This window comes from Nocardiopsis sp. NPDC007018 (assembly GCF_040635075.1).
GTDB lineage: Bacteria > Actinomycetota > Actinomycetes > Streptosporangiales > Streptosporangiaceae > Nocardiopsis.
Genome location: NZ_JBEYHA010000011.1, coordinates 63,156 through 84,291, shown reverse-complemented (window position 1 = coordinate 84,291; position 21,136 = coordinate 63,156). Strand labels below are relative to the sequence as shown.

Below are 21,136 nucleotides of genomic sequence, written 5' to 3'. Positions count from 1 at the left end.
CGGGGCACCCGGCGTCGGAGCACCGAACGGGCCCCGACCACGCGGAGAACGCGACCCCACAGCGGAGAACAGGAGAAGAACGTGTCCCGTATCTGTCAGGTGACCGGAAGGTCGCCCGGCTTCGGCAATGCCGTCTCCCACTCGCACCGACGCACCAGGCGCCGGTTCGACCCCAACATCCAGAACCGGCGCTACTGGCTGCCCAGCGAGGGACGCTACGTGAGACTGCGTCTGAGCACCAAGGGCATGCGGGTGATCGACGCGCGCGGTATCGAACGCGTGGTCGCCGACCTCCGCGCCCGGGGGGTGCGGATCTGATGGCCAAGAAGAGCAAGATCGCCCGCAACGAACAGCGCAGGGCGATCGTGGCGCGCTATGCCGAACGCCGAGCCGAGCTCCGGCGCCTGGTCAAGAGCCCGCACACGAGTGAGACCGAACGGGCGGCGGCCGCCGCCGAGCTGCGCCGCCAGCCACGGGACGCCAGCGCGACCCGGGTCCGCAACCGCGACGCGATCGACGGACGCCCCCGCGCGTACCTGAGGAAGTTCGGGGTGTCGCGGATCAGGTTCCGGGAGATGGCCCACCGCGGCGAACTCCCCGGAGTCACCCCGTCCAGCTGGTAGACACCGGCGTTGACCGGGGCCGTCCGAACGCGATCCGGACGGCCCCAGGGTGCCCGGAGCGGCCCTCCCCCGTCGGCCGTTCCTCCCTCCGGGCACCCGCCACCCGCTTTCCGGTGGGGCACGCGGCGCCGCACGGGGCGCACCGCACACCACAACGTCCGTCCGCTCTCGCGGACCACGACCCTGAGAGGGAACCCATGGCACGCGACGACATCCGACCCGTCATCAAGCTCCGGTCGACGGCGGGCACCGGCACGACCTACGTGACCCGCAAGAACCGCCGCAACACCCCGGACCGCCTGGTCCTGCGCAAGTACGACCCCAAGCTCCGCCGTCACGTCGAGTTCCGCGAGGAACGCTGACCGACCCCGCGTCCAACGGAGGACCCATGCAGAAGGACATCCACCCCCGGTACGAGCCCGTCGTCTTCCGCGACAGGGCGGCCGGTTTCGCCATCCTCACCCGATCCACCCGTGGCAGCGACGCGACCGTCGCGTGGGAGGACGGCAACACCTACCCGGTCATCGACGTCGAGATCTCCAGCGCCAGCCACCCCTTCTACACGGGCACGGCCCGTGTGGTGGACACGGCGGGCCGGGTGGAACGCTTCCAACGCCGCTACCGGCGCGGATAGACGCTCCGCGGCCCGGGGCGGAGCCGCGGTCGACGCGGACCGCCCCGCCCCGACCCGGCCCTCCCAGCGACCCAGACCCCGAACCCGGACACCGAACCCAACCGAGAGGAGCCCCTCCCATGGCGGTCCCCAAGCGCAGGAAGTCGCGGTCCAACACCCGAACGCGCCGATCCCAGTGGAAGGCCGCGCCCCCCGAACTCGTGACCCTCCACCTCCGGGGCCGCGAGTACCGCGTCCCCCGAGGACTCGTCGCCGCCTACCGGCGCGGGCTCGTTCCGCCTCCCGACTGAGTCCGCCTCCATCAGGGCCACGGGTCCGCCCACCCCCGGGCCCGAGGCGGGTGGGGCTGCCCGAGGCGGAGCCCCACCCGCGCACCACATACGAGCCCCCGGCTCCCCGGTCCGGCGAAACGCGGATCTCCCGGCCCCCGCAGCGGGACGTCGCGCCGTCCGGCACCGCACGCCGATGGTCGTGACCACCGGATAGCTTGACGGGACATCGATTCCCAACGTGAGAGCCCCCCATGCACATCAACATCCCCGGACGCCCCGAGGACCTGCCCCCGTTCCCTGTCCTCTGGGCCCGTGCCGCCACCTTGGCCGCACTCGAGGCCGGTGGCTGCAAGAACCAGCACGCTTACGCCGACTCGGTCGTGCACCACGACGACGCGGGCGGCAACGAGTGGAGACTGACGCGCGTCCAGGGCGGTCGCGGTGTACTCGTGGGCATCGACCACGAGTGCGGACCACCCTTTGACGAGAGCACCAACCTCTACGACGGCCCCGACTGGTTGCCCTGGACATGGCTCGCCGAGCTCGAAGACCGACGAGAGCAGGGACTCGCGTACTGGTGGGACGGGGAGTCCTGGGACCGTGTCGACTACTCCGACGACGCCGAGAACGACGGTCTGGACCTCCTCTTGACCCATGTGTCCACGGCGCGGGAGACCGTCACCAAGGTTCTGGACTTCCTCGACCTGGACCCCTCCTTGGACGAGGGAAAGGAGGAGTTGGTCCTGATCCACCGAGTGCTGGAACTGGCGGAGAAGGGCACGGGCGGCGAGGAGGAGTGGCAGCGGGCGCTCGACGCGGTCCTGGGCGCAGCACGCCGGACTCCGCCCTACGAGGACTCTCCGGAGTCCGATTTCGACGTGGCCGCCGCTCTGGCCGTGGCACGGTCGACCGGCCTGGTCCGGGGCTCCCGCCCCGAGACCAAGGAAGCGGGGAACGGCCGCCCGAAGGACTGGGACCGACTCGCGGGCTAGTCCCGCGCCCCACGGACGAACGACCACGAAGAGCCCTGCCCCTGGGGCCACCCCGGGGGGGCAGGGCTCGATCCGTCTGGGGTGGGGCGACCGACCCGTGTGAACCGTCCCCGCCCCGGCCGCCCCCTCCCTCCCCGCACCCGCACTCCTGACCCGCGAACCCACGCCCCGAGAACTGCCGGGAACCCCGCGCCTCCCCTGGACGACTCCCCTTGCAGAAGCTCGTCGCGTCGCACGTCCAGGAGGTTCCATGCGGGGCATCCCGCCCGCGCTCTGCGCGACCGCCGCCGTCCTGCTGCTCTCACCAGCACCGGCGCTCGCCCACGACACCCTGATCGCCACGACCCCCGAAGCCGACCAGCGTCTGGGAGCAGCGCCGCGTGAGGTCGTCCTGACCTTCAGCGGAGAGGTCATGGACGTCTCCACCGCCGTGGTCGTCCTCGACTCGCGGGCCGAACCGGTGGACACCACCGCGCCCCTGGTCGAGGGAGCCGACGTCCGTGTCGAACCGCTCGACGAACTGGCGGACGGCGGGTACGCGGTGCGTTGGCGTGTCGTCTCCGGCGACGGCCACCCCGTCAGCGGAGCCTTCGACTTCCACGTGGGGGAGGGCGGCCCCCCGCCGCCGCCCCTGGACGCGGTACCGGCGCAGGCCTCCGGTGAGGAGAGCGCGCCCGGTGACGCGGGGGTTTCGACACCCGCCGGCCGGCCTCCACGCGGTGCGGTCCTCGCGCTGGTCGGAGCCCTGGCCGGACTCGCCCTGTACGCGATCGCTCTGCGAGTGCGACGCGCCGGTACCCGCCAGCGTCGATCGGCGACGCGGACCACCCCTGTCGAAACGGAGACACGATGACCATCCCGACCCGCCGCCCCCTCCCGCTCACGACCGCGATCGGAGCCGCGCTGCTCCTCGGCGCGTGTTCCTCACCCGCCCCGTCGGAGGAGTCGACCACCGCCCGGGCGGAGTCCGCGCACCAGGCCCAGGCGGTCACCGTCACCGACCCCTGGGTCAAGGCCGCGAGCACCGACGACGGCATGACCGCCGCGTTCGGCCTCCTGACCAACGACGGCGACCGGGACGCGGTCGTCGTCGCCGCCCGCGCCGATGAGGTCTCCGGATCGGTCGAGCTCCACGAGGTCATCAGCGGGGACGACGGCAACACGCTCATGCGGGAGAAGGACGGCGGCTTCTCGGTGGGCGCCGGAGCCGACCACGAGCTCTCCCCCGGCGCCGACCACATCATGATCATGGGTCTGACCGAGGACCTGGAACCCGGGACCGAGGTCACGGTCGTCCTGGAGTTCGAGGACGGCTCCACCCACGAGTTCACCGCGCCGGTGAAGGACTTCGAGGGCGCCAACGAGAACTACGACGGCGGCCACGAGGGACACGGCGACGACGACGGGGGCGAGGAGCACTGATGACCCAGCCCACCGGGGACGGTCCCCGACCCTCACGCAGACGCGTCCTGCTGGGCGGTGCGGCGGCCGCCGGTGCCGGGGCGGTGGCCCTGAGCGGCGGCGACGCACTGGTCCGCTCCCTGCGCTCCACCGGCGAGACCCCCACCGGGGCCGAACCGCACGGTGAGCGCGTCCACCCCTTCCACGGCGGGCAGCAGGCGGGGGTGGCGACCCCGCCCCAGGCCCACGCCCGGTTCGTGGGCGTCGACCTGCGCGAGGACGTCGACGCCGACGGTGTGCGTCGGCTGCTCACCCTGTTGTCCGACGACGCGTCCCGGCTCACCCAGGGCAGGCACGCGCTGGCCGACACCGAACCCGAACTCGCGGGCGCCCCCGCCGCGTTGACCGTCACCCTGGGGTTCGGCCCGGGGCTGGTCGAGCGGATCGATCCGCGGTCGGTCCCCTCGTGGCTCGGGCCGTTGCCGCCCTTCGCGACCGACCGTTTGGAGGATCGCTGGTCCCACGGCGACCTCCTGCTCCAGGTGTGCTGCGACGACCCGATCACCCTGTCCCACGCGGTGCGGATGCTCCTCAAGGACACCCGCGCGTTCGGCACGGTGCGTTGGTCGCAGGAGGGTTTCCGGCGCTCCTACGGAGCGGAGCCGGAGGGCACGACCATGCGCAACCTCATGGGTCAGGTCGACGGCACCGTCAACCCCGCGCCCTCTGACGACGACTTCGGCCCGCTGGTCTGGTGCGGGGACGAGGCTCCCGGGTGGCTCCGCGGCGGCACCGCCCTGGTTCTGCGCCGAATCTCCATGGACCTGGACGAGTGGGACCGCCTGGACCGGCCCGGACGCGAGGACTCCGTGGGCCGCCGTCTCGGTGACGGGGCGCCGCTCACCGGCGGGAACGAGCACGACGAGCCGGACCTGGACGCCGTGACACCGCTGGGGTTCCCGGTGATCGCCGAGTACGCCCACGTCCGTCGGGCCCGCTCGGAGGACCCCGACGAGAGGATCTTCCGCCGCGCCTACAACTACGAGTCGGACGCCGAAGGAGACGCCGGGCTGCTGTTCGCCTGCTACCAGCGCGATCCGGAGCGGCAGTTCGTCCCGATCCAGCGCCGTCTGGACGAGCTCGACCTGCTCAACGAGTGGATCACCCACGTCGGCTCGGCGGTGTTCGCGGTACCGCCGGGCTGCGGGGAGGGCGGGTTCGTCGGTCAGTCCCTGTTCGACGACCACTTCTAGGGCTGGGCCGTTCGCCGGTTCTCCGAGCGGAGCGCGCGGGGCACCGGGGCCGTGCGCCCGCTCGGAGGCCGCCCCGGTGCGGTCGCCGCCCAAGCTCGGTACCACGGAACTCCGGGGCACGGCCCGGGCGGCCTCGTCCGTGTGGGGGCGGGCCGACCTGGCGGCCGGAATCCGGCCGGGTACGCTGCTGGTCGGGGAGGCGAGCGGGTCGTACCGCACGGACCCCGAATCCGACACCATCTCGCGGCGTGCGCCCGCGATCCCGACGATCAGTGAGGCGAACGGCCATGGACAAGCCGCAGGGGAAGGACTCGTTCTCGTTGCTGTACAGGACGGGCTTCCGTATCAACTACGCGCTCCTCCAGGTCATGGGCCCGGCGGCCCTGAGCCCGGAGTCCGACCCCCGTCTCCGCGCGAAGAGGGAGTACGAGCGTCGGCGCGCGCTCCACCGTGAGTGGAAGGCACGGCGCCGCTCCGCCTAGGGCCTGGTTTCCGGGGCATTCCGCCCGCGCGTCGGCCGAGGACGGCCGCAAGGGGCAGAACCCCCATGGCGGCTCGGCGACGCCAGAGTTCGGTGACCGAGGGTCCACACACGGCTCACCCGGGCGCCACTGTCCAGGCGTCTCCGGCTTACATAGCGTTCTCTACAATCTCCGGAACCGCTGGGGAACCGGAGTCGAGCGAAAGGAAGCACCCCATGAGGAGAGCCGCCTACCGCATCGCCGCCAAGCTGGGCATCATCGACGGTGCCCGCCTGACCCGGCCCTACCTCTACTACTAAGGGCGTCGGTATTTCATCGCGCTTCGGGCCCGTACACCCCTGCCGGGGGTACGGGCCCCCTCCCGGAACGGACCTCACGCGGTGACGGCCACGCACCCGGCCCCGCCCGGCCCCCACGGCGGACGCGGCACCTCCAACGTGGCGGACTTCGCACTCGACCCTCTCGCCTTCCTCACCCGGGCGGCCCGCGAGTACGGCGACGTCGTCTCCCTCACCCCGACCAACGTGCTCCTGGCCCACCCCGACGACGTCCACCGGGTTCTGACGGACCGGGGCGGGAACGTCGTCAAGGTCAGCGAGGCGGTACGGCGCGGGCCCACCGGATTCCCTCTCGCCATGATGAACAGCGAGGGCGCGGACTGGGAACGCAAGCGCGCCCGACTCCGGCCGGCCTTCCGCAGCGACCGTCTGGGACACCTGGAACGCGCGGCCCGGGAGGGGGTCGCCCGTACCGTGGACGCCTGGACCGACGGGCAGGTCGTCGACGTGCACCGAGAGATGTCGCTGCTGGCCATGCGGATCGGTGCCGAGCACATCGCCGGACGCGAACTCGGAGAACGGGGGGAGGACCTGGCCGCCGCCGTGGCCGCGATCATGCGGCTGACCTCCCAGCCGCGCCTGCCGGCCTGGGTACCGACGCGCGTGAACCGGAACCTCCGCCGGTCCCTGCGGACGCTCGACGCGGCCCTGGCGGCGCTGATCCGCGAGCACCGGCCCAAGGGCGGGGATACGGCGCTTGACCGGTTGCTGTCCGACGACCCCCCGTTCGAAGAGGTCAGAGACGAGCTCGCCACCCTGCTGATGTCGGGCTACGAGACCACGGCCGATGCCCTCACTTGGCTCTTCTTCGCCCTGGGCGAACACGGCTCGGCCGACGGGCGGATGGCGGACGACGGCTACGCCCTCGCGGCGGCCAAGGAGTCCCTGCGCCTGTACCCGCCTGCCTGGGTCATCAGCCGCGAGACCGTGCGCCCCTTCGAGGCGGGCGGGTACGTACTTCCACCCAGGACGGTCCTGGGGCTCAGCCAGTGGGTCACCCACCGCGACGTGCGATGGTTCCCGGACCCGGAGGAGTTCCGTCCCGAACGTTGGTTCGGTCGTGGTCCGGCCCACCGCAACGCCTACTTCCCGTTCGGGGCGGGGCCGAGGGGGTGTGTGGGGGCGTCGATGGCCCTGCGCGAGACGGAGGTCATCGCCAGGGAGCTGCGTGCGCGCGTACGGCTGGAGCTCGTCGATCCGCGGGCCGTCCGGCCGCACCCGGCGCTGGCCCTCCAGCCCCGGGGTGTGCGAGCGATCGTGCGCAGGGAACGCCAGGTATGAGCCTCCCGGTGGAGCGCGCGCACGTCCGGGGACGGGGCCCGGTTCAGGGCCGGACGGCGCTGACCACGATGAAGGGGACAGCGGCGAAGAGTCTCCCCGTCCTGGCCCGTTCGCGCTGGTCCCCGACCCACGACGCGGCCTGCCGGTCGGTGATCGCGCCCGCCTGCTCCGCCGCCTCGGCCATGGCCGTGAGCATCGGCAGGACCTCCGCGTCCGTGAACGCGAGCACGCTCCCCTCCACCGCGACGCGGGTGAACCCCGCGTCGAGCAGTAGCGCCCGCTGCCGTCGGGGCGCGCGGGGGTCGGGCATCCGGTCCGCGTAGGACCGGAGAACGGCTCGGGTGACCTCCGGTTCGTCCGCGTCCACCATGTAGGCGTCCCAGTCCTGGCCGGTGAGGACGACGCGGCCGCCGGGCGCCAGGACCCGGCGCGCCTCCACCAGCGCGCGGGCGGGGTCGTGCAGTGAGTGGTAGACCTTCTCCGCCCGATAGCCCTGGGCACTGGCGTCCGCGAGAGGAAGGGCGTAGGCGTCGCCCGATCGGTAGTCCGCCCCGGGGTGGCGTGCCCGCGCGACGTCGAGCATCCGCTGGTCGAGGTCGACGCCCACGGCGCGCACGCCCTCAGCGGCGAGCTCGGCCACGGCCAGGCCACCGCCACAGCCGACGTCGACGACCGTGTCGCCGGGGTCGCAGCGCAACAGGGCTCGCACCCGCGCGCGGAGTCCGCGAGCGAAGGGGCCGCGGTCGAAGTGGTCCAGCCGTGCGAGGAGGTGGTCCGTGTCAGTGGTCCGGGGGGTCTGCATAGGGGATTCCTGCCCTCCGCACCGGGGGTTCAACACCGGTCGTCTTCGGCCCGCTCCCCGCTTTCGTGCACGGGCCTGGCGCGAGGCGCTTTCGCTCCGTCCCGACGGGCGCGCGGGAGACGGCTCCGGGGCCACATGCGGCCAGATCTCCGGGAGGCGGATGCGCTCCGTGGGCGCTAGGCTTCGCCAAGGAGATCCGGCCCCGTGGAGACCACCGCTCCGGGGCCCGGCGCACGCCCGTGGCGAGACTCCTCGCCGAGCGGTCTCCGGCACCCCTTCCCCCTTCGCAGAGGCAAAAATGCACCCTCCCTTCTCCCCGCCGAGTCCGATCACCGACCTGGGACGGCCGCCCGGACCGGTGCGCGGACTGGCCGTGACCCTCTGGATCGCCGTCGGTCTCTCCTCGCTCCTGGTCGCCTTCTCCATGTTCGTGGCGGCGATGGTCGGGGGCTCCCCCGCCTACGCGTTCGGCTACACCCTCCCCCGCGCTCTCCCCGGCCTGCTCCTGGCCGTGGCCGCCACCCCCATGACACGCGGGCGCCCGTGGGCGCGCATGATGGTCAAGGTGCTGCTCATCGTCCAGATCGTCTTCCAGTCGTTGATGTTCCTGGGCGGGAACAGTCTCATGGCGCTGCTCCTCATCCCGCTGGCGATCACCGGCTTGGTCCTCCTGCACCGGCCGATGTCCGTCTGGTTCTTCACGGTCCACAGGCAGATCGCCAGAGGGGAGTACGCGGGGCAGCCGTACGCCGCCCACCACCCCCAGACGGGCTACGGACACCAGGATTACCAGGGACATTACGGACATCAGGGATACCACCCTCACCAGCAGTCCCCGCAGCATCCGCCGCAGTCCCACGGGCAACAGCAGCAGGACGGTTCCTGGGGCCAGGGGCCGCACCCTCGGTAGTCGCCCGCCGCGCTCCGCGTGGTGACGCCACCCCGGGCGCAGGTCCGCCCGGGGTGCTGTGCGAGTCTGGTGCGCCGACGCGGACGAACGGGAGTGGACCATGGGTGACCTGATGAGAGCCGGTGTGTGGGGCGTGCTGGCCACGCCGTTCCGGGGCGGGGCCCTGGAGGTCGACACGGCGGGCATCAGGCGGTTGGTCGAGCACGCCGAGGGTGCCGGGGTCACCGGGTTCACCGTGCTGGGGGTGTTCGGCGAGGCCGCGCAGCTCAGCCGGCAGGAGCGCCGACTGGTCCTGGAAACCGTCCTGGCCGCCACCGACCTGCCGTTGGTCGTGGGCTGCACGGGGCTGGGCACCGCACCGACCATCGAGGAGGCGGCGCTGGCCGTCGAACTGGTCGGCGACCGGCTCGCGGGCGCCATGGTCCAGGTCAACAGCGCCGACCCGGAGGTGCTCGGAGCCCACCTGAACGCCGTGCACGAGGCCACCGGCGCCGATCTGGTGGTCCAGGACTACCCCGTCGTGAGCGGTGTCCGGATCTCCTCCGCGGTGCTCGGCGACCTCGTGGCGCGGACGCCCTTCGTCAGCGCGGTCAAGGCCGAGGCGCCGCCGACCCCCGCCGCCGTCGCGGAGCTGACGGCCCGGTGCGACGTGCCCGTCTTCGGCGGGCTCGGCGGGATCAACCTCCTCGACGAACTCGCCTGCGGGGCGGCGGGCGCGATGACGGGTTTCTCCTACCCCGAGGCCCTGGTGGCGTGTGTCGGGGCCTGGGACCCCGCCGACCCGGGCCGCAGTCGCGCCGCTCTGCTGGAGTACCTGCCTCTCATCACCTTCGAACAGCAGGTGGGGATCGCCCTGGCCATCCGTAAGGAGTGCCTGCGCCAGCGCGGCCTGATCGACGAGTCGGGCGTGCGCGCCCCGGCCCGGAGCCTGCCCGAGTCGCTGCGTCCGCTGTTGACCAGCCACATCGCCCGCGCCCAGGCGCTCTAGTCACACGCCCAGGGTGCCGTTCGCCCGCTTCACCGAGGCGTACCGCAGGGCCTCCTCCAGCTCGGCGACGGCCAGCCGGGTCCGCTCCACCACGGACGGATCGGCGTAGCGTCCCGTCGCGTCCACCCGGGACCCGGCGCGGGAGACCACGACGCAGTCCACGAGCACCGCGCCCAGCAACGTGAGCGTGGGCATCAACGGTGTGTGGGCGCGCATCCCGCCCGCCTGCCCGGGGGAGGCGCTCATCAGTAGTGTCGGCCTCCCGACGAGCCCTCCGGAGCCCACCAGCCAGTCGATGGCGTTCTTGGTGACCCCGGCGGGCCCGTGGGCGTACTCCGGGGTCGCGATCACCACTCCCTCGGCCCGCTCCGCCAGGGCCCGGAACTCCCGCACCGGCTCCGACCAGGCGTCCTCGTCGTTCTCCAGGTCGGGGTTGAACAGCGGGAGCCGCCCCGCCAGCTCCGCGCCGACCACGGTGGTCCGCTCCCCCACCCTTTCGACCAGCTCCAGCAGGGCCGCGTTGAACGAGCCCCTCCGCAAGCTGCCGCAGATACCCAGTACGACGTGGTCTGCCACGTGTCCGCCCTCCGGGACGCTCCCTCGGGGCACGTCCGGCCGGTCGTGCCCTCGGAAGGCGAGTCTGCCAGCCCCGCCGGGGCATCGGCGGGGCTACCGGTTCTGGGTCAGGTTCCGGACCGGCCCGGCGAGCTCGGACTCGAAGAACGCGAAGAAGCCCTCCGGGTCGGGTCCCGCGTTGATCAGCGCCAGGTGGTCGAAGCCCGCCTCGGCGAACCGCCGCACGACGTCGAGGTGGCGCTCGGGGTCGGGTCCGTAACCGAAGACGTCCGCCATGTCGTCCGTTCTGACCAGGGCGGTGGCGGCCTCGAAGTTGACGGGGTTGGGCAGCTCGGACTGGACCTTCCAGCCGGTGAGCCCGAACCGGAAGAGTTCCCGCGCGGACTCCAGCGCCGTGCGGTCGTCGGCGGCCCAGGCCAGGGGGACCTCCCCGTAGCAGGGGCCGTTCCCACCGCGCTCCCGGTAGGTGCCGGTGAGCGAGGGGTCCGGGTCGGTGGCGAAGAGCCCGTCACCGATCTCCGAGGCCAGCTCGGCGGCCCGCGCACCGCCCGCGGCCACCACCACCGGCGGCGGACGCTCGGGCAGGTCGAAGACGCGCGCGTCCTCCAGAACCAGGTGCTCTCCCCGGTAGGAGTGGTAGCCGCCCGACCACAGCAGCCGCATGATCTCCACGGCTTCGACCAGCATCTCGTGGCGCACCCCCACGTCGGGCCACCCCCGGCCGACCACGTGTTCGTTGAGGCGCTCCCCCGCGCCGACGCCCAGCGTGAACCGGCCGTCAGAGAGCAGGGCGGTGGTCGCGGCGGCCTGGGCGACGATGGCCGGGTGGACGCGCAGGAACGGGCAGGTCACCCCGGTGGCGATCTCGATGCGCCCGGTGCGTTCGGCGATCGCCGCCAGCATCGACCACACGAACCCCGAGTGGCCGTGGCCGAACAGCCACGGGTGGAAGTGGTCGCTGATCTCCACGAAGTCGAACCCGGCCCGTTCGGCGCGTACCGCCTGCTCCACGATCTCGCGGGGCCCGTAGCCCTCCGCGAAGAGCTTGTAGCCGATCCGCATGCGCGCCTCCCCGCTGTCGTGACCGGGTCGTACCGGCCCTGGTCTCCACTCGTGGCCCTCACCTGTCCGGCCTCCACGGAAACCCCGCCGACCGGAAATTCGCCGTGCCCTGAACGGATGCCCGAGCAAAGGATGGCGCTCGGCGACGCCGGGCACGTGTGCGCGACCGGCCCGCTGGGCAGGGCGGACGGAGAACGTCCACGGAAGGGGAGGACCCGTGAACGAGAGAACGCCGCCCGCGCAGAGTCAGCCGCACCCGGGCCGTACCGAGCCGATGGAGCCCCGGCCCAGGGACGAGATGCGCGACTACGAGGGAAGGGGCTTGCTCAGGGGACGCCGGGCCCTGGTCACCGGGGGCGACTCCGGGATCGGCCGGGCCGTGACGGTGGCCTTCGCCAAGGAGGGCGCCGACGTCGTCTTCGGTTACCTGAGCGAGGACGCCGAGGCGCAGCACACCGCCGACCTGGTCCAGGCACAGGGGCGCCGTGCGGTGGGTGTGCGGGGCGACCTCGCCGACGAGGCGCAATGCCAACACCTGGTGCGGCGGGCCGTGGAGGAGCTCGGCGGCATCGACGTCCTCGTGGAACACGCCGCCACCCAGACACCGGTGGACGACTTCACCGACCTGACCACCGAGCAGCTGCGCCGCACCTTCGACGTGAACGTGATGGGGGTGTTCTGGACCCTGCGTGAGGCGCTTCCGCACATGTCCGACGGCGGGTCCGTCATCGTCACGGGGTCGATCAACGGGCTGCGGGGCAACACCTCGCTGATCGACTACGCGTCGAGCAAGTCGGCGGTCATGAACCTGTCGCTGTCGCTGTCGCAGGCGCTCATGGACCGCGGCATCAGAGTGAACTGCGTGGCACCGGGGCCGGTCTGGACTCCGCTGATCCCGGCCACCCTCGGGGAGAGGGGCAGTGAGGGCTTCGGCCAGCAGGCCCCGATGGGGCGGGCCGCCGACCCCGACGAAATCGCGCCCTCCTACGTGTTCTTCGCCAGTGAGCGGCTCTCGTCCTACTACACCGGCGAGACCCTCACCCCGACCGGAGGAGAGATCCAGGGCAGCTGACGTTGGTCGAGGAACGGGCCCGGGGCGGCGCCCCGGGCCCGAGGGGGGTCGCATGAGCGTGTGGAGATGGCTGCGGTCGTGGCCGGTGCTGAGACAGGCCACCGGAGAGGACCGGTGGGGGCTGGGCTCGGCAGCGAGGTCCGAGCGCACGGAGGGGCTCCGTCCGCGCACGGCGCTGGCCGACCGGGTGGTCAAGTCGGTCTGCCCGTACTGCGCGGTGGGCTGCGGGCAGAACGTGTACGTGCGCGACGAGCGGGTCGTGCAGATCGAGGGGGACCCGGACTCCCCCGTGAGCCGGGGTCGTCTGTGTCCCAAGGGGTCGGCGAGCCTCCAGCTCACCACCGGGCCGTCTCGTCGGGACCGGGTGCTGTACCGGCCGCCGTACGGCGCCGACTGGGAGGAGCTGGACCTGGACACGGCCCTGCGCATGGTGGCCGACCGGGTCGTGGACACCCGGGAGGACACCTGGGAGGAGGAGTCCGAGGGGCGCAGGGTGGCGCGCACGCTCGGCATCGCGAGCCTGGGCGGGGCGACCCTCGACAACGAGGAGAACTACCTGATCAAGAAACTCCTCACCGCGCTGGGGGTGATCCAGGTGGAGAACCAGGCACGGGTGTGCCACAGCTCGACGGTGGCGGGCCTGGGAACCTCCTTCGGCCGGGGCGGGGCCACCATGTTCCTCCAGGACCTCCAGAACTCCGACTGCATCGTGATCGAGGGGTCCAACTTCGCGGAGGCGCACCCGGTGGGGTTCCAGTGGGTGATGGAGGCCAAGGCGCGCGGTGCCGTGGTGATCCACGTGGACCCCCGGTTCAGCCGGACCAGCGCCCTGGCCGACCTGCACGTGCCGATCCGGGCGGGCACCGACATCGCCTTCCTGGGCGCGGTCATCAACCACGTGCTCTCGGAGGACAAGTACTTCCACGAGTACGTGCTGGAGTACACCAACGCGGCGACCATCGTCGGTGAGGAGTTCCAGGACACCGAGGACCTGGACGGGGTGTTCTCCGGGTTCTCCGAGCGGGACCGCACCTACGACGTCTCCACCTGGACCTACGAGGGGGCGACGGTGGCGGCCGCGGCGGGTGACCGCCAGCAGCTGCCCCGGACCCGTGAAGGGGTCACCGGGGACACCACCCGGTCGGGTCGGCCGGAACAGCAGGGTTCGGGCGGCGCGGTGATCCGCGAGCGCCCGGAGGAGGACCGCACGCTCACGCACCCCCGCTGCGTGTTCCAGGTCCTCAAACGGCACTACGCCCGGTACACGCCGGAGCTGGTGGAGCAGGTGTGCGGTGTCCCGAGGGACGTGTTCCTGCGGGTGTGCGACCACCTCACCGAGAACTCGGGCCCGGACCGCACGAGCGCGTTCTGCTACGCGGTCGGCTGGACCCAGCACACCGTGGGGTCGCAGTACATCCGCACGGCGTCGATCCTCCAGCTGCTGCTGGGCAACGTCGGGCGGCCGGGCGGGGGCATCCAGGCCCTGCGGGGGCACGCCAGCATCCAGGGGTCGAGTGACGTCCCGACCCTGTTCGACCTGCTCCCGGGCTACCTGCCGATGCCGCACGCCCACGAGGAGCAGGACCTGGAGGGGTACGTGCTGGCGGCCGGGTACCCGCGCAAGGGGTTCTGGTCGGACATGCGCTCCTACACGGTCAGCCTGCTCAAGGCGTGGTTCGGCGAGCACGCCACCGCCGACAACGACTTCCGCTTCGGGCACCTGCCCCGGTTGACCGGGTCGCACAGCACCTACGACACGGTCATGGCGCAGATGGAGGGGGTGTGCAAGGGGTACTTCCTCATGGGGGAGAACCCCGCCGTGGGGTCGGCCAACAGTCGTGCGCAGCGGTTCGGCATGGCCGCCCTGGACTGGCTGGTGGTGCGCGACTTCTCGCTGATCGAGAGCGCCACCTGGTGGAAGGACGGCCCGGAGATCGAGTCCGGAGAGATGCGGACCGAGGACATCGGCACGGAGGTGTTCTTCTTCCCAGCTGCGGCGCACACGGAGAAGTCGGGCACGTTCACCAACACGAACCGCACCCTCCAGTGGCACGACCGCGCGGTGGAGCCCTCCGGCGACCAGCGCAGCGACCTGTGGTTCATGTACCACCTGGGGCGGCTGGTCCGGGAACGGCTGGCGGATTCGCGGGACCCCAAGGACCGACCGGTCCAGGAGCTCACCTGGGACTACCCGTTGGAGCCGGACGGCGAGCCCAGTGCCGAGGCGGTGCTGCGCGAGATCAACGGGCACGACGACCAGGGGCGACCGCTGTCGGGCTACACACGGCTGCGGGACGACGGTTCCACCTCGTGCGGGTGCTGGATCTACTGCGGTGTGTTCGCGGACGGGGTCAACCAGGCGGCGCGCAAGAAACCGGGCCGGGAGCAGGACTGGATCGCCGCCGAGTGGGCGTGGTCGTGGCCGGACAACCGCCGCGTGCTGTACAACCGGGCCTCGGCCGACCCCGAGGGGCGGCCGTGGAGCGAGCGCAAGGCGCTGGTGTGGTGGGACGAGGAGGAGGGTCGGTGGACCGGGTACGACGTCGCCGACTTCGAGGCCGACAAGGCCCCCGGCTACCGGCCCCCGGAAGAGGCGACCGGGGTCGCGGCCCTGAGCGGCGTGGACCCGTTCATCATGCAGGCGGACGGCAAGGGCTGGCTGTACGCTCCGGCCGGTCTGCACGACGGTCCGATGCCCACGCACTACGAGCCGCAGGACACCCCGTTCACCAACCCGCTGTACGGGCACCAGCGCAACCCGACCCGGCTGTTGTTCCAGCACGAGCTGAACCGCTACCACCCGGCGCCGGGCTCCCCCGGCTCCGAGGTGTTCCCGTACGTGGTGACGACCTACCGGCTGACGGAGCACTTCACGGCGGGCGGGATGAGCCGGTGGACGCCCTACCTGTCCGAGCTGCAACCGGAGTTCTTCTGCGAGGTCGGTCCGGAGCTGGCGGCCGAGCGCGGCCTGGAGCACGGCGGCTGGGCGACCGTGGTCACGGCGCGCAACGCCATCGAGGCCCGTGTGCTGGTCACGGACCGGATGCGGCCGCTGCGAGTCCAGGGGAGGCCGGTCCACCAGATCGGCATGCCCTATCACTGGGGGCCCAACGGGTACTCGACGGGCGACTCGGCCAACGAGCTGATGTCGCTGGCCCTGGACCCCAACGTGCACATCCAGGAGGTGAAGGCGCTGACCGCCGACATCCGGGCGGGGCGGCGTCCCCGGGGGCCCGACCGGGTGGCACTGGTGCAGGAGTACCGGCGCCGGGCCGGAGTCACCGAGCGGACCGGAACGGAGGACTGATGAACGACGACCCGCGGCCCTCTCGCAAGGGGTTCTTCACCGACACCAGTGTGTGCATCGGCTGCAAGGCCTGTGAGGTGGCGTGCAAGGAGTGGAACTCGGTACCGGAGGACGGGCTGGACTTCCTGGCCTCGTCCTTCGACAACAGCGGCCGGTTGAGCGCCGACACCTGGCGCCACGTGGCCTTCGTCGAACAGCGGCTGCCGCTCGGGCACCAGGAGCCGGGCGTGGGCCGACCGGAGGGCGCCGCCGGGGGCACGGCGGCCGCGACGGGGGCCGGGACGGGGGCCGGGACGGTCGACCTCGGCATGCCGTCGTTCGATCTGCCCGGCCAGCGCGCGGGTGACGACGACGGCACCCAGGGGCGCGGCGACTTCCGCTGGCTGATGTCGTCCGACGTGTGCAAGCACTGCACGAGCGCGGCGTGCCTGGACGTGTGCCCGACGGGCGCGCTCTTTCGCACCGAGTTCGACACGGTGGTGGTGCAGGAGGACATCTGCAACGGCTGCGGCTACTGCGTCTCGGCCTGCCCGTACGGGGTGATCGACCGCAGGGAGGTCGACGGCCGGGCCTGGAAGTGCACCCTGTGCTACGACCGGATCGGGGAAGGGCTCGAACCCGCCTGCGCCAAGGCGTGCCCCACCGACTCCATCCAGTTCGGCGACCTCGACGAGCTGCGCGAACGGGCCCAACGGAGGGTGGAGGACCTCCACGAGGCCGGGGTGTCCTCCGCACGGCTGTACGGGGAGGACCCGGACGACGGCGTAGACGGCGCGGGCGCCTTCTTCTTGTTGCTGGACGAACCCGAGGTGTACGGTCTGCCACCCGACCCGGTCGTGACCACCCGCGACCTGCCCTCGATGTGGCGCCACGCCGGTGCGGCCGCGATGGTGCTGCTCGCGGGCGGCCTGGCCGCGTTCGCGGGGAGGCGGTCATGAGCAACCCCGAACACACGGGTGAGGGCGCCCGCGATCACGGACGCGACGCGGTGACCGGCGCGGCCGGCGTGGTGTCCGACGGACAGCGCGAGGAGACGGGGAGGCGCGGCGGCGCGGGACGGTCGGGGCGCCGGGGCCGCGGGAGCGGGCGGCGCGGGGGCGAGCCCACCCGGGTGCCCGACGCCGACTTCCGCTCCTACCACGGCAGACCGGTGCTCAACCCGGTGGTGTGGGAGGCCCGTGACATCGGGGGCTACCTGTTCCTCGGCGGGCTCGCCGGGGCCTCGTCCGTGCTCGCGGCGGGGGCCGAGGCCACCGGACGCGCCGAGGCGGCGCGCCCGCTCAAGTACACGGCGTTGGCGGCGATCTCCGGTTCTCTGGTGGCGCTGGTGCACGACCTCGGGCGGCCCGAGCGCTTCCTCAACATGCTGCGGGTGTTCAAGCCGACCTCACCGATGAGTATGGGGTCCTGGCTCCTCATGGGCTACGGGCCGCTGGCGGGAACGGCCGCGGTGACCGCCGCCACGGGGTGGTTTCCGCGGCTGGGGACGGCCGCCACCCTGGGGGCGGGGCTGGTCGGCCCGCTGGTCGCCACCTACACGGCGCCGCTGATCTGCGACACCGCCGTACCCTCCTGGCACGAGGGGTACCGGGAGATGCCGTACGTGTTCGCCTCCTCCGCCGTCGCGGCCGCCGGGGGCGTGGGGCTGGCCACCGCACCCCCGGAGCGGAGCGGGCCGTTCCGCCGGGCGGCGGTGGGCGGCGCGCTGGCCGAGCTCGCGGTGTCCACCCTCATGGAGAGGCGTATGGGGCTCGCGGGGGAACCCTACGGGCGGGGCCGGGCCGGGGTGCTCACCCGGAGCGCGAAGGCCCTGACCCTGGCCGGGGCCGTTGGCGCGGCGATGGGACGGCGCTGCCGGACGGTGTCGGTGCTCAGCGGTGCCGCGCTGGTGGCGGGTTCGGCGCTGACCCGGCTGGGGGTGTTCGAGGCGGGCGTGCAGTCGGCCGAGGACCCCCGGTACACCGTCGTTCCGCAGCGCGAGCGCCTACGGGAGCGGGGGTTGGCGGACGCCGCGGAACGGGAGGGGGAGGAGGCGCGCGAGGGGGAACGCGCCTGACCCACGCGTGCGCCGGGGCCGCACGGGTGGCCCCGGCGCCCGTGTGCCGTCCTCCCCGGTGCACGGCCCGCGCGTGCACGGCCGCGCAGGTGCGGCCCGCACTCGGCGGTGGACACGACAACCGCACACGGGAGCGCGCCCGATCGTCGGGCCCCCGATGGCCGTCGATCGGGCGCGCGGCTCCCGAGTGCTCCCGGCGGGTCGGCGGCCGCCACGGGTCAACGACCGTGCGGCAGGAACTCCTGGACCTTGGTGGCCAGACCGCGTGCGGCCACGCCCGCCGCGTCGGGATCGCCGCTGAGCAGCGCCCGGAGGGTGTCGGTGACCTGACCCCACTCGACCTGGGGCGGGATCGGCGGGACGTCGGCGTCACAGTGCACGTCCAGCACGACCGGCCCCCGAGCGGCGAGCGCGCGGTCCCAGGCGGGACCGACCTCCTCGGGCCGCTCCACCGTGATCCCGGTGAGCCCCACCGACGTGGCGAAGTCCGCGTACGACATGTTCGGGAGGTCCTGCGAGTATTGGGTCCTCGGCGAGCCGCCCATCGCCCTCAGCTCCCAGGTCACCTGGTTGAGGTCGTTGTTGTGCAACACGCACACCACCAACCCGGGGTCCTCCCACAGGTGCTGGTAACGGCGGGCGGTCAGCAACTCCATGAGCCCGTTCATCTGCATCGCCCCGTCCCCCACCAGGGCGACCACCGGGCGGCCGGGGTCGGCGAACTTGGCCCCCACCGCGTACGGGACCGCGCACCCCATGGTGGCCAGGGTGCCCGAGACCGAGCCGCGGTTGTGCTTCCCCATCCGCAGGAACCGCGCGTACCAGTTGGTGGCCGAGCCCGAGTCGACGGTCACCACGGCGTCGTCGGGCAGCCTCGGAGAGAGCTCGCTGACGACCCGCATCGGGTTGACCGGGTCGGCGGCGACCTCCGCCTGCGCCTCCAGTACCTCCCACCAACGACGTACGTTCTCCTCGACGTCGGCGCGCCAGCGCTCCCTCCCCTCGCGGAGATCCTCGGGCGGGTCCAACCGTCCGAGGAGAGCGCGCAGCGTGCTCGCCGCGTCCCCCACGAGGTTGACCTCGGTGGGGTAGCGCATCCCGATGAACCGGGGGTCGACGTCGATCTCCACCGCCCTGCGGCCGAACGGCGGCAGGAACTGGGAGTAGGGCAGGTTGGAGCCCACGATGAGCAGGGTGTCGCAGTCGCGCATCAACTCCCAGGAGGGCCGGGTCCCGAGCAACCCGATGGCCCCGGTGACCTGTGGCAGGTCGTCGGGGAGCACGTCCTTGCCCAGGAGCGCCTTGGCGATCCCCGCGCCGGTCGCGTCGGCCAGTGCCAGGACCTCGTCGGCGGCGCCGCGCGCCCCCTGACCGACCAGGATCGCCACCCGCTCTCCCGCGTCGATCACCCGCGCCGCCCGGTCCAGTTCGGTCTCGGGTGGCAGTACCGTCCCGCCGCCGACCACCCGGTCGGGTGCGCTGGAGGGGACGTGCTTGAACGCGTGCTCCGGCGGCGCGTAGTCGAGTTCCTGCACGTCGGCGGGGACGATCACGGTGGCCGGGGCGCGTTCCGCGAGGGCCGAACGCACGGCGCGGTCCAGGACGTTCGGCAGCTGCTGTGGCACGTTGACCGTTTCCAGGAAGGCCGACGAGACGTCCTTGAACAGACTGTGCAGATCGATCTCCTGCTGGTAGGAGCCGCCCATGGCGGTGCGGCTGGCCTGGCCCACGATCGCGAGCACCGGGACGTGGTCCAGCTTGGCGTCGTAGAGCCCGTTGAGCAGGTGCACCGCCCCCGGCCCGCCAGTGGCCATGCACACACCGAGCCGACCGCCGAACTTGGCGTAGCCCACAGCGGCGAAGGCGGCCATCTCCTCGTGGCGGCTCTGGACGAACCTCGGCCCGTCCTCCACCTTCGCCATCTGGGCCACCAGGCCGTTGACGCTGTCCCCGGGGTAGCCGAAGATCTCGGTGACGCCCCACTGCGACAGTCGGCGCAACAGGTGGTCGGCGACGTTCTGGGCCATGTCCCCTCCTTCGTCGGGGGCGGAGCCCGGCACCGAACGAGCACCGGGCCAGGTGCCGTGCGGTTCAGCGGGAGCGGCTCCGTGAGGAGCGCCCGCTCCCCGACGTGCGGCGCTCGCTCTCCTTCTGGAGGGCGTCCACCAGCTCGCCCTTGTTCATGGAGGACCGGCCCGGCACGTCGAGCTGCTGCGCCCTCTTGTAGAGGTGCGCCTTGGTCGCCTCGGCGTCGACGCCCCCGGCGGTGGGCCGATCGGCTCCGCGACGTCGTCCGGACCTCGGGTTCCTCGCCTGTGCGTCGGAGGGGCCGCGCCCGTTGCCCTCCTTGGGCTCCCAGTGGTCGCCGACCTTCTCGAAGCTGTGCTTGACGGCGGCGAAGGCGACCCTGTGGGCGCGCTCTCCCTCCCCGTACTCCTCGACCGCGCTGTCGTGTGCCTTGATCCAGGTGCGCTGGGCCTTCCTGGGCGACCGGCGCAGGGTGTCCGGCAGTTCGCTCACTCCGGGCATCGTTCCCATCTCCTGTCGGTTCGGGTGTCCGCGCGGGCCGGTGGTCCCACCGGCCCTCTCACCTCCCCTTGCCGGTCACGGCCAGCGCAAACTCCCCGCGACCGGATCGACCGGGGCCGGGGTCGGGACGGGCGGGTCACGTGGAACGGCGCGAGGCGGCGATCTCCTCGTGGTGCTCCATCGCCCAGGCGGCCAGCGCCGACAGCGGTTCCAACAGGGTCCGGCCGAGCGGGGTGAGGCTGTACTCGACGCTCGGCGGCACGGTCGGGAACACCTTCCGGTGCACCAGCCCGTCCTCCGTCAACCCGTGCAGGGTCCGGGTCAGCATCCGCTGGCTGATGCCCTCGATCGCACGGTGGAGCTCGTTGAACCGGTACGCGCGCCGACCGAGCAGCACCACGACCAGGACCGTCCACTTGTCACCGACCCTGCGGAGCACGTCCGACACCGGGCACCGCGCGTGCTCGTCGGCGGGGACCGGCGTGGGCAGGGGCGCCGCCACGACGAGGGGCACATCCGTGTGCGTACCTGACATCAGAATGCCTTCTTTCCAGGTGG

24 protein-coding genes are annotated in these 21,136 nt (G+C 72.4%); 18 read left to right on the top strand and 6 right to left on the bottom strand.

Annotated elements, in window-relative coordinates; all coding sequences use genetic code 11:
- The first annotated feature begins 81 nt into the window (after window positions 1–81).
- The 12 genes from rpmB to ABZ635_RS08645 all read left to right on the top strand — a co-directional run bounded on the left by rpmB (window position 82) and on the right by ABZ635_RS08645 (window position 7,276).
- Window positions 82–318, top strand: coding sequence for a 50S ribosomal protein L28 (gene rpmB / locus ABZ635_RS08700; RefSeq protein WP_357761066.1), 237 nt, complete (start codon window positions 82–84; stop codon window positions 316–318).
- Window positions 318–623: a 30S ribosomal protein S14 gene (gene rpsN / locus ABZ635_RS08695; RefSeq protein ID WP_357761064.1), complete on the top strand. Its 306-nt coding sequence runs from the start codon at window positions 318–320 to the stop codon at window positions 621–623. Before rpmB ends, rpsN begins: the two co-directional genes overlap by 1 nt.
- A 197-nt stretch (window positions 624–820) precedes the next feature.
- A complete protein-coding gene (gene rpmG, locus ABZ635_RS08690; RefSeq protein WP_357761061.1) occupies window positions 821–985 on the top strand; it encodes a 50S ribosomal protein L33 in 165 nt (54 codons plus the stop codon).
- Between the two features lie 26 nt (window positions 986–1,011).
- On the top strand, window positions 1,012–1,257 hold the full coding sequence (locus ABZ635_RS08685; protein WP_357761058.1) for a type B 50S ribosomal protein L31: 246 nt from the start codon (window positions 1,012–1,014) through the stop codon (window positions 1,255–1,257).
- A 119-nt stretch (window positions 1,258–1,376) separates the two neighbouring features.
- Window positions 1,377–1,547: a 50S ribosomal protein L32 gene (rpmF, locus tag ABZ635_RS08680; RefSeq protein ID WP_357761055.1), complete on the top strand. Its 171-nt coding sequence runs from the start codon at window positions 1,377–1,379 to the stop codon at window positions 1,545–1,547.
- Between the two features lie 233 nt (window positions 1,548–1,780).
- Window positions 1,781–2,521 carry a hypothetical protein gene (locus tag ABZ635_RS08675; protein ID WP_357761052.1) on the top strand — a complete coding sequence of 247 codons (741 nt, stop codon included), beginning with the start codon at window positions 1,781–1,783 and terminating at the stop codon, window positions 2,519–2,521.
- Between the two features lie 250 nt (window positions 2,522–2,771).
- The gene (locus tag ABZ635_RS08670; protein WP_357761050.1) at window positions 2,772–3,374 is read left to right on the top strand and encodes a copper resistance CopC family protein; all 603 of its coding nucleotides are present in this window, start codon (window positions 2,772–2,774) and stop codon (window positions 3,372–3,374) included.
- Entirely contained in the window at window positions 3,371–3,943 is a 573-nt protein-coding gene (locus tag ABZ635_RS08665) for a copper chaperone PCu(A)C (protein WP_357761047.1), read from the top strand. The genes ABZ635_RS08670 and ABZ635_RS08665 overlap by 4 nt, the downstream gene beginning before the upstream one ends.
- On the top strand, window positions 3,943–5,175 hold the full coding sequence (locus ABZ635_RS08660) for a Dyp-type peroxidase (RefSeq protein WP_357761044.1): 1,233 nt from the start codon (window positions 3,943–3,945) through the stop codon (window positions 5,173–5,175). The genes ABZ635_RS08665 and ABZ635_RS08660 overlap by 1 nt, the downstream gene beginning before the upstream one ends.
- Before the next feature lie 287 nt (window positions 5,176–5,462).
- A complete protein-coding gene (locus ABZ635_RS08655; RefSeq protein WP_357761041.1) occupies window positions 5,463–5,657 on the top strand; it encodes a hypothetical protein in 195 nt (64 codons plus the stop codon).
- Between the two features lie 65 nt (window positions 5,658–5,722).
- A complete protein-coding gene (locus tag ABZ635_RS08650; RefSeq protein ID WP_357761038.1) occupies window positions 5,723–5,956 on the top strand; it encodes a cittilin family RiPP precursor in 234 nt (77 codons plus the stop codon).
- Window positions 5,957–6,037: 81 nt separating this feature from the next.
- Window positions 6,038–7,276 (top strand): cytochrome P450, encoded by a 1,239-nt coding sequence (locus tag ABZ635_RS08645; protein WP_357761035.1) that lies wholly within the window; start codon window positions 6,038–6,040, stop codon window positions 7,274–7,276.
- Between the two features lie 43 nt (window positions 7,277–7,319).
- Here the strand turns inward: ABZ635_RS08645 and ABZ635_RS08640 are convergent, their stop codons facing one another.
- The gene (locus tag ABZ635_RS08640) at window positions 7,320–8,078 is read right to left on the bottom strand and encodes a methyltransferase domain-containing protein (RefSeq protein WP_357761032.1); all 759 of its coding nucleotides are present in this window, start codon (window positions 8,076–8,078) and stop codon (window positions 7,320–7,322) included.
- A 298-nt stretch (window positions 8,079–8,376) separates the two neighbouring features.
- On the opposite strand from ABZ635_RS08640, the gene ABZ635_RS08635 reads away from it, so the two are divergent.
- Both ABZ635_RS08635 and ABZ635_RS08630 read left to right on the top strand, forming a co-directional pair.
- Entirely contained in the window at window positions 8,377–8,988 is a 612-nt protein-coding gene (locus ABZ635_RS08635; protein ID WP_357761030.1) for a hypothetical protein, read from the top strand.
- A 100-nt stretch (window positions 8,989–9,088) separates the two neighbouring features.
- Window positions 9,089–9,976 (top strand): dihydrodipicolinate synthase family protein, encoded by an 888-nt coding sequence (locus ABZ635_RS08630; protein ID WP_357761027.1) that lies wholly within the window; start codon window positions 9,089–9,091, stop codon window positions 9,974–9,976.
- Here ABZ635_RS08630 and ABZ635_RS08625 read toward each other — a convergent pair whose 3' ends face one another.
- Together ABZ635_RS08625 and ABZ635_RS08620 are read right to left on the bottom strand one after the other, a co-directional pair.
- Entirely contained in the window at window positions 9,977–10,552 is a 576-nt protein-coding gene (locus ABZ635_RS08625; protein ID WP_357761025.1) for an NADPH-dependent FMN reductase, read from the bottom strand. It abuts the gene before it with no gap.
- Window positions 10,553–10,645: 93 nt separating this feature from the next.
- Window positions 10,646–11,614 (bottom strand): TIGR03557 family F420-dependent LLM class oxidoreductase, encoded by a 969-nt coding sequence (locus ABZ635_RS08620; RefSeq protein ID WP_357761022.1) that lies wholly within the window; start codon window positions 11,612–11,614, stop codon window positions 10,646–10,648.
- A gap of 217 nt (window positions 11,615–11,831) precedes the next feature.
- Between ABZ635_RS08620 and ABZ635_RS08615 the strand changes: the two genes are divergently transcribed.
- Genes ABZ635_RS08615 through nrfD form a run of 4 tightly spaced genes read left to right on the top strand, consistent with a single transcriptional unit; the run spans window position 11,832 to window position 18,049 of the window.
- Window positions 11,832–12,686, top strand: a complete 855-nt coding sequence (locus ABZ635_RS08615; protein ID WP_357761019.1) for an SDR family oxidoreductase — start codon at window positions 11,832–11,834, stop codon at window positions 12,684–12,686.
- Between the two features lie 52 nt (window positions 12,687–12,738).
- Window positions 12,739–15,993, top strand: a complete 3,255-nt coding sequence (gene fdh / locus ABZ635_RS08610) for a formate dehydrogenase (protein WP_357761016.1) — start codon at window positions 12,739–12,741, stop codon at window positions 15,991–15,993.
- Window positions 15,993–16,931 carry a 4Fe-4S dicluster domain-containing protein gene (locus ABZ635_RS08605; protein WP_357761013.1) on the top strand — a complete coding sequence of 313 codons (939 nt, stop codon included), beginning with the start codon at window positions 15,993–15,995 and terminating at the stop codon, window positions 16,929–16,931. The genes fdh and ABZ635_RS08605 overlap by 1 nt, the downstream gene beginning before the upstream one ends.
- Window positions 16,928–18,049: an NrfD/PsrC family molybdoenzyme membrane anchor subunit gene (nrfD, locus tag ABZ635_RS08600; protein WP_357761010.1), complete on the top strand. Its 1,122-nt coding sequence runs from the start codon at window positions 16,928–16,930 to the stop codon at window positions 18,047–18,049. The genes ABZ635_RS08605 and nrfD overlap by 4 nt, the downstream gene beginning before the upstream one ends.
- Before the next feature lie 218 nt (window positions 18,050–18,267).
- On the opposite strand, the gene ABZ635_RS08595 is transcribed toward nrfD, so the two are convergent.
- From ABZ635_RS08595 to ABZ635_RS08585, 3 genes are all read right to left on the bottom strand, one after another.
- Window positions 18,268–20,076, bottom strand: a complete 1,809-nt coding sequence (locus ABZ635_RS08595; RefSeq protein ID WP_357761007.1) for a thiamine pyrophosphate-requiring protein — start codon at window positions 20,074–20,076, stop codon at window positions 18,268–18,270.
- Window positions 20,077–20,140: 64 nt separating this feature from the next.
- Window positions 20,141–20,578 (bottom strand): ChaB family protein, encoded by a 438-nt coding sequence (locus ABZ635_RS08590; protein ID WP_357761004.1) that lies wholly within the window; start codon window positions 20,576–20,578, stop codon window positions 20,141–20,143.
- 136 nt (window positions 20,579–20,714) lie between these two features.
- Window positions 20,715–21,113, bottom strand: a complete 399-nt coding sequence (locus ABZ635_RS08585) for a helix-turn-helix domain-containing protein (RefSeq protein WP_357761002.1) — start codon at window positions 21,111–21,113, stop codon at window positions 20,715–20,717.
- Window positions 21,114–21,136 lie beyond the last annotated feature (23 nt).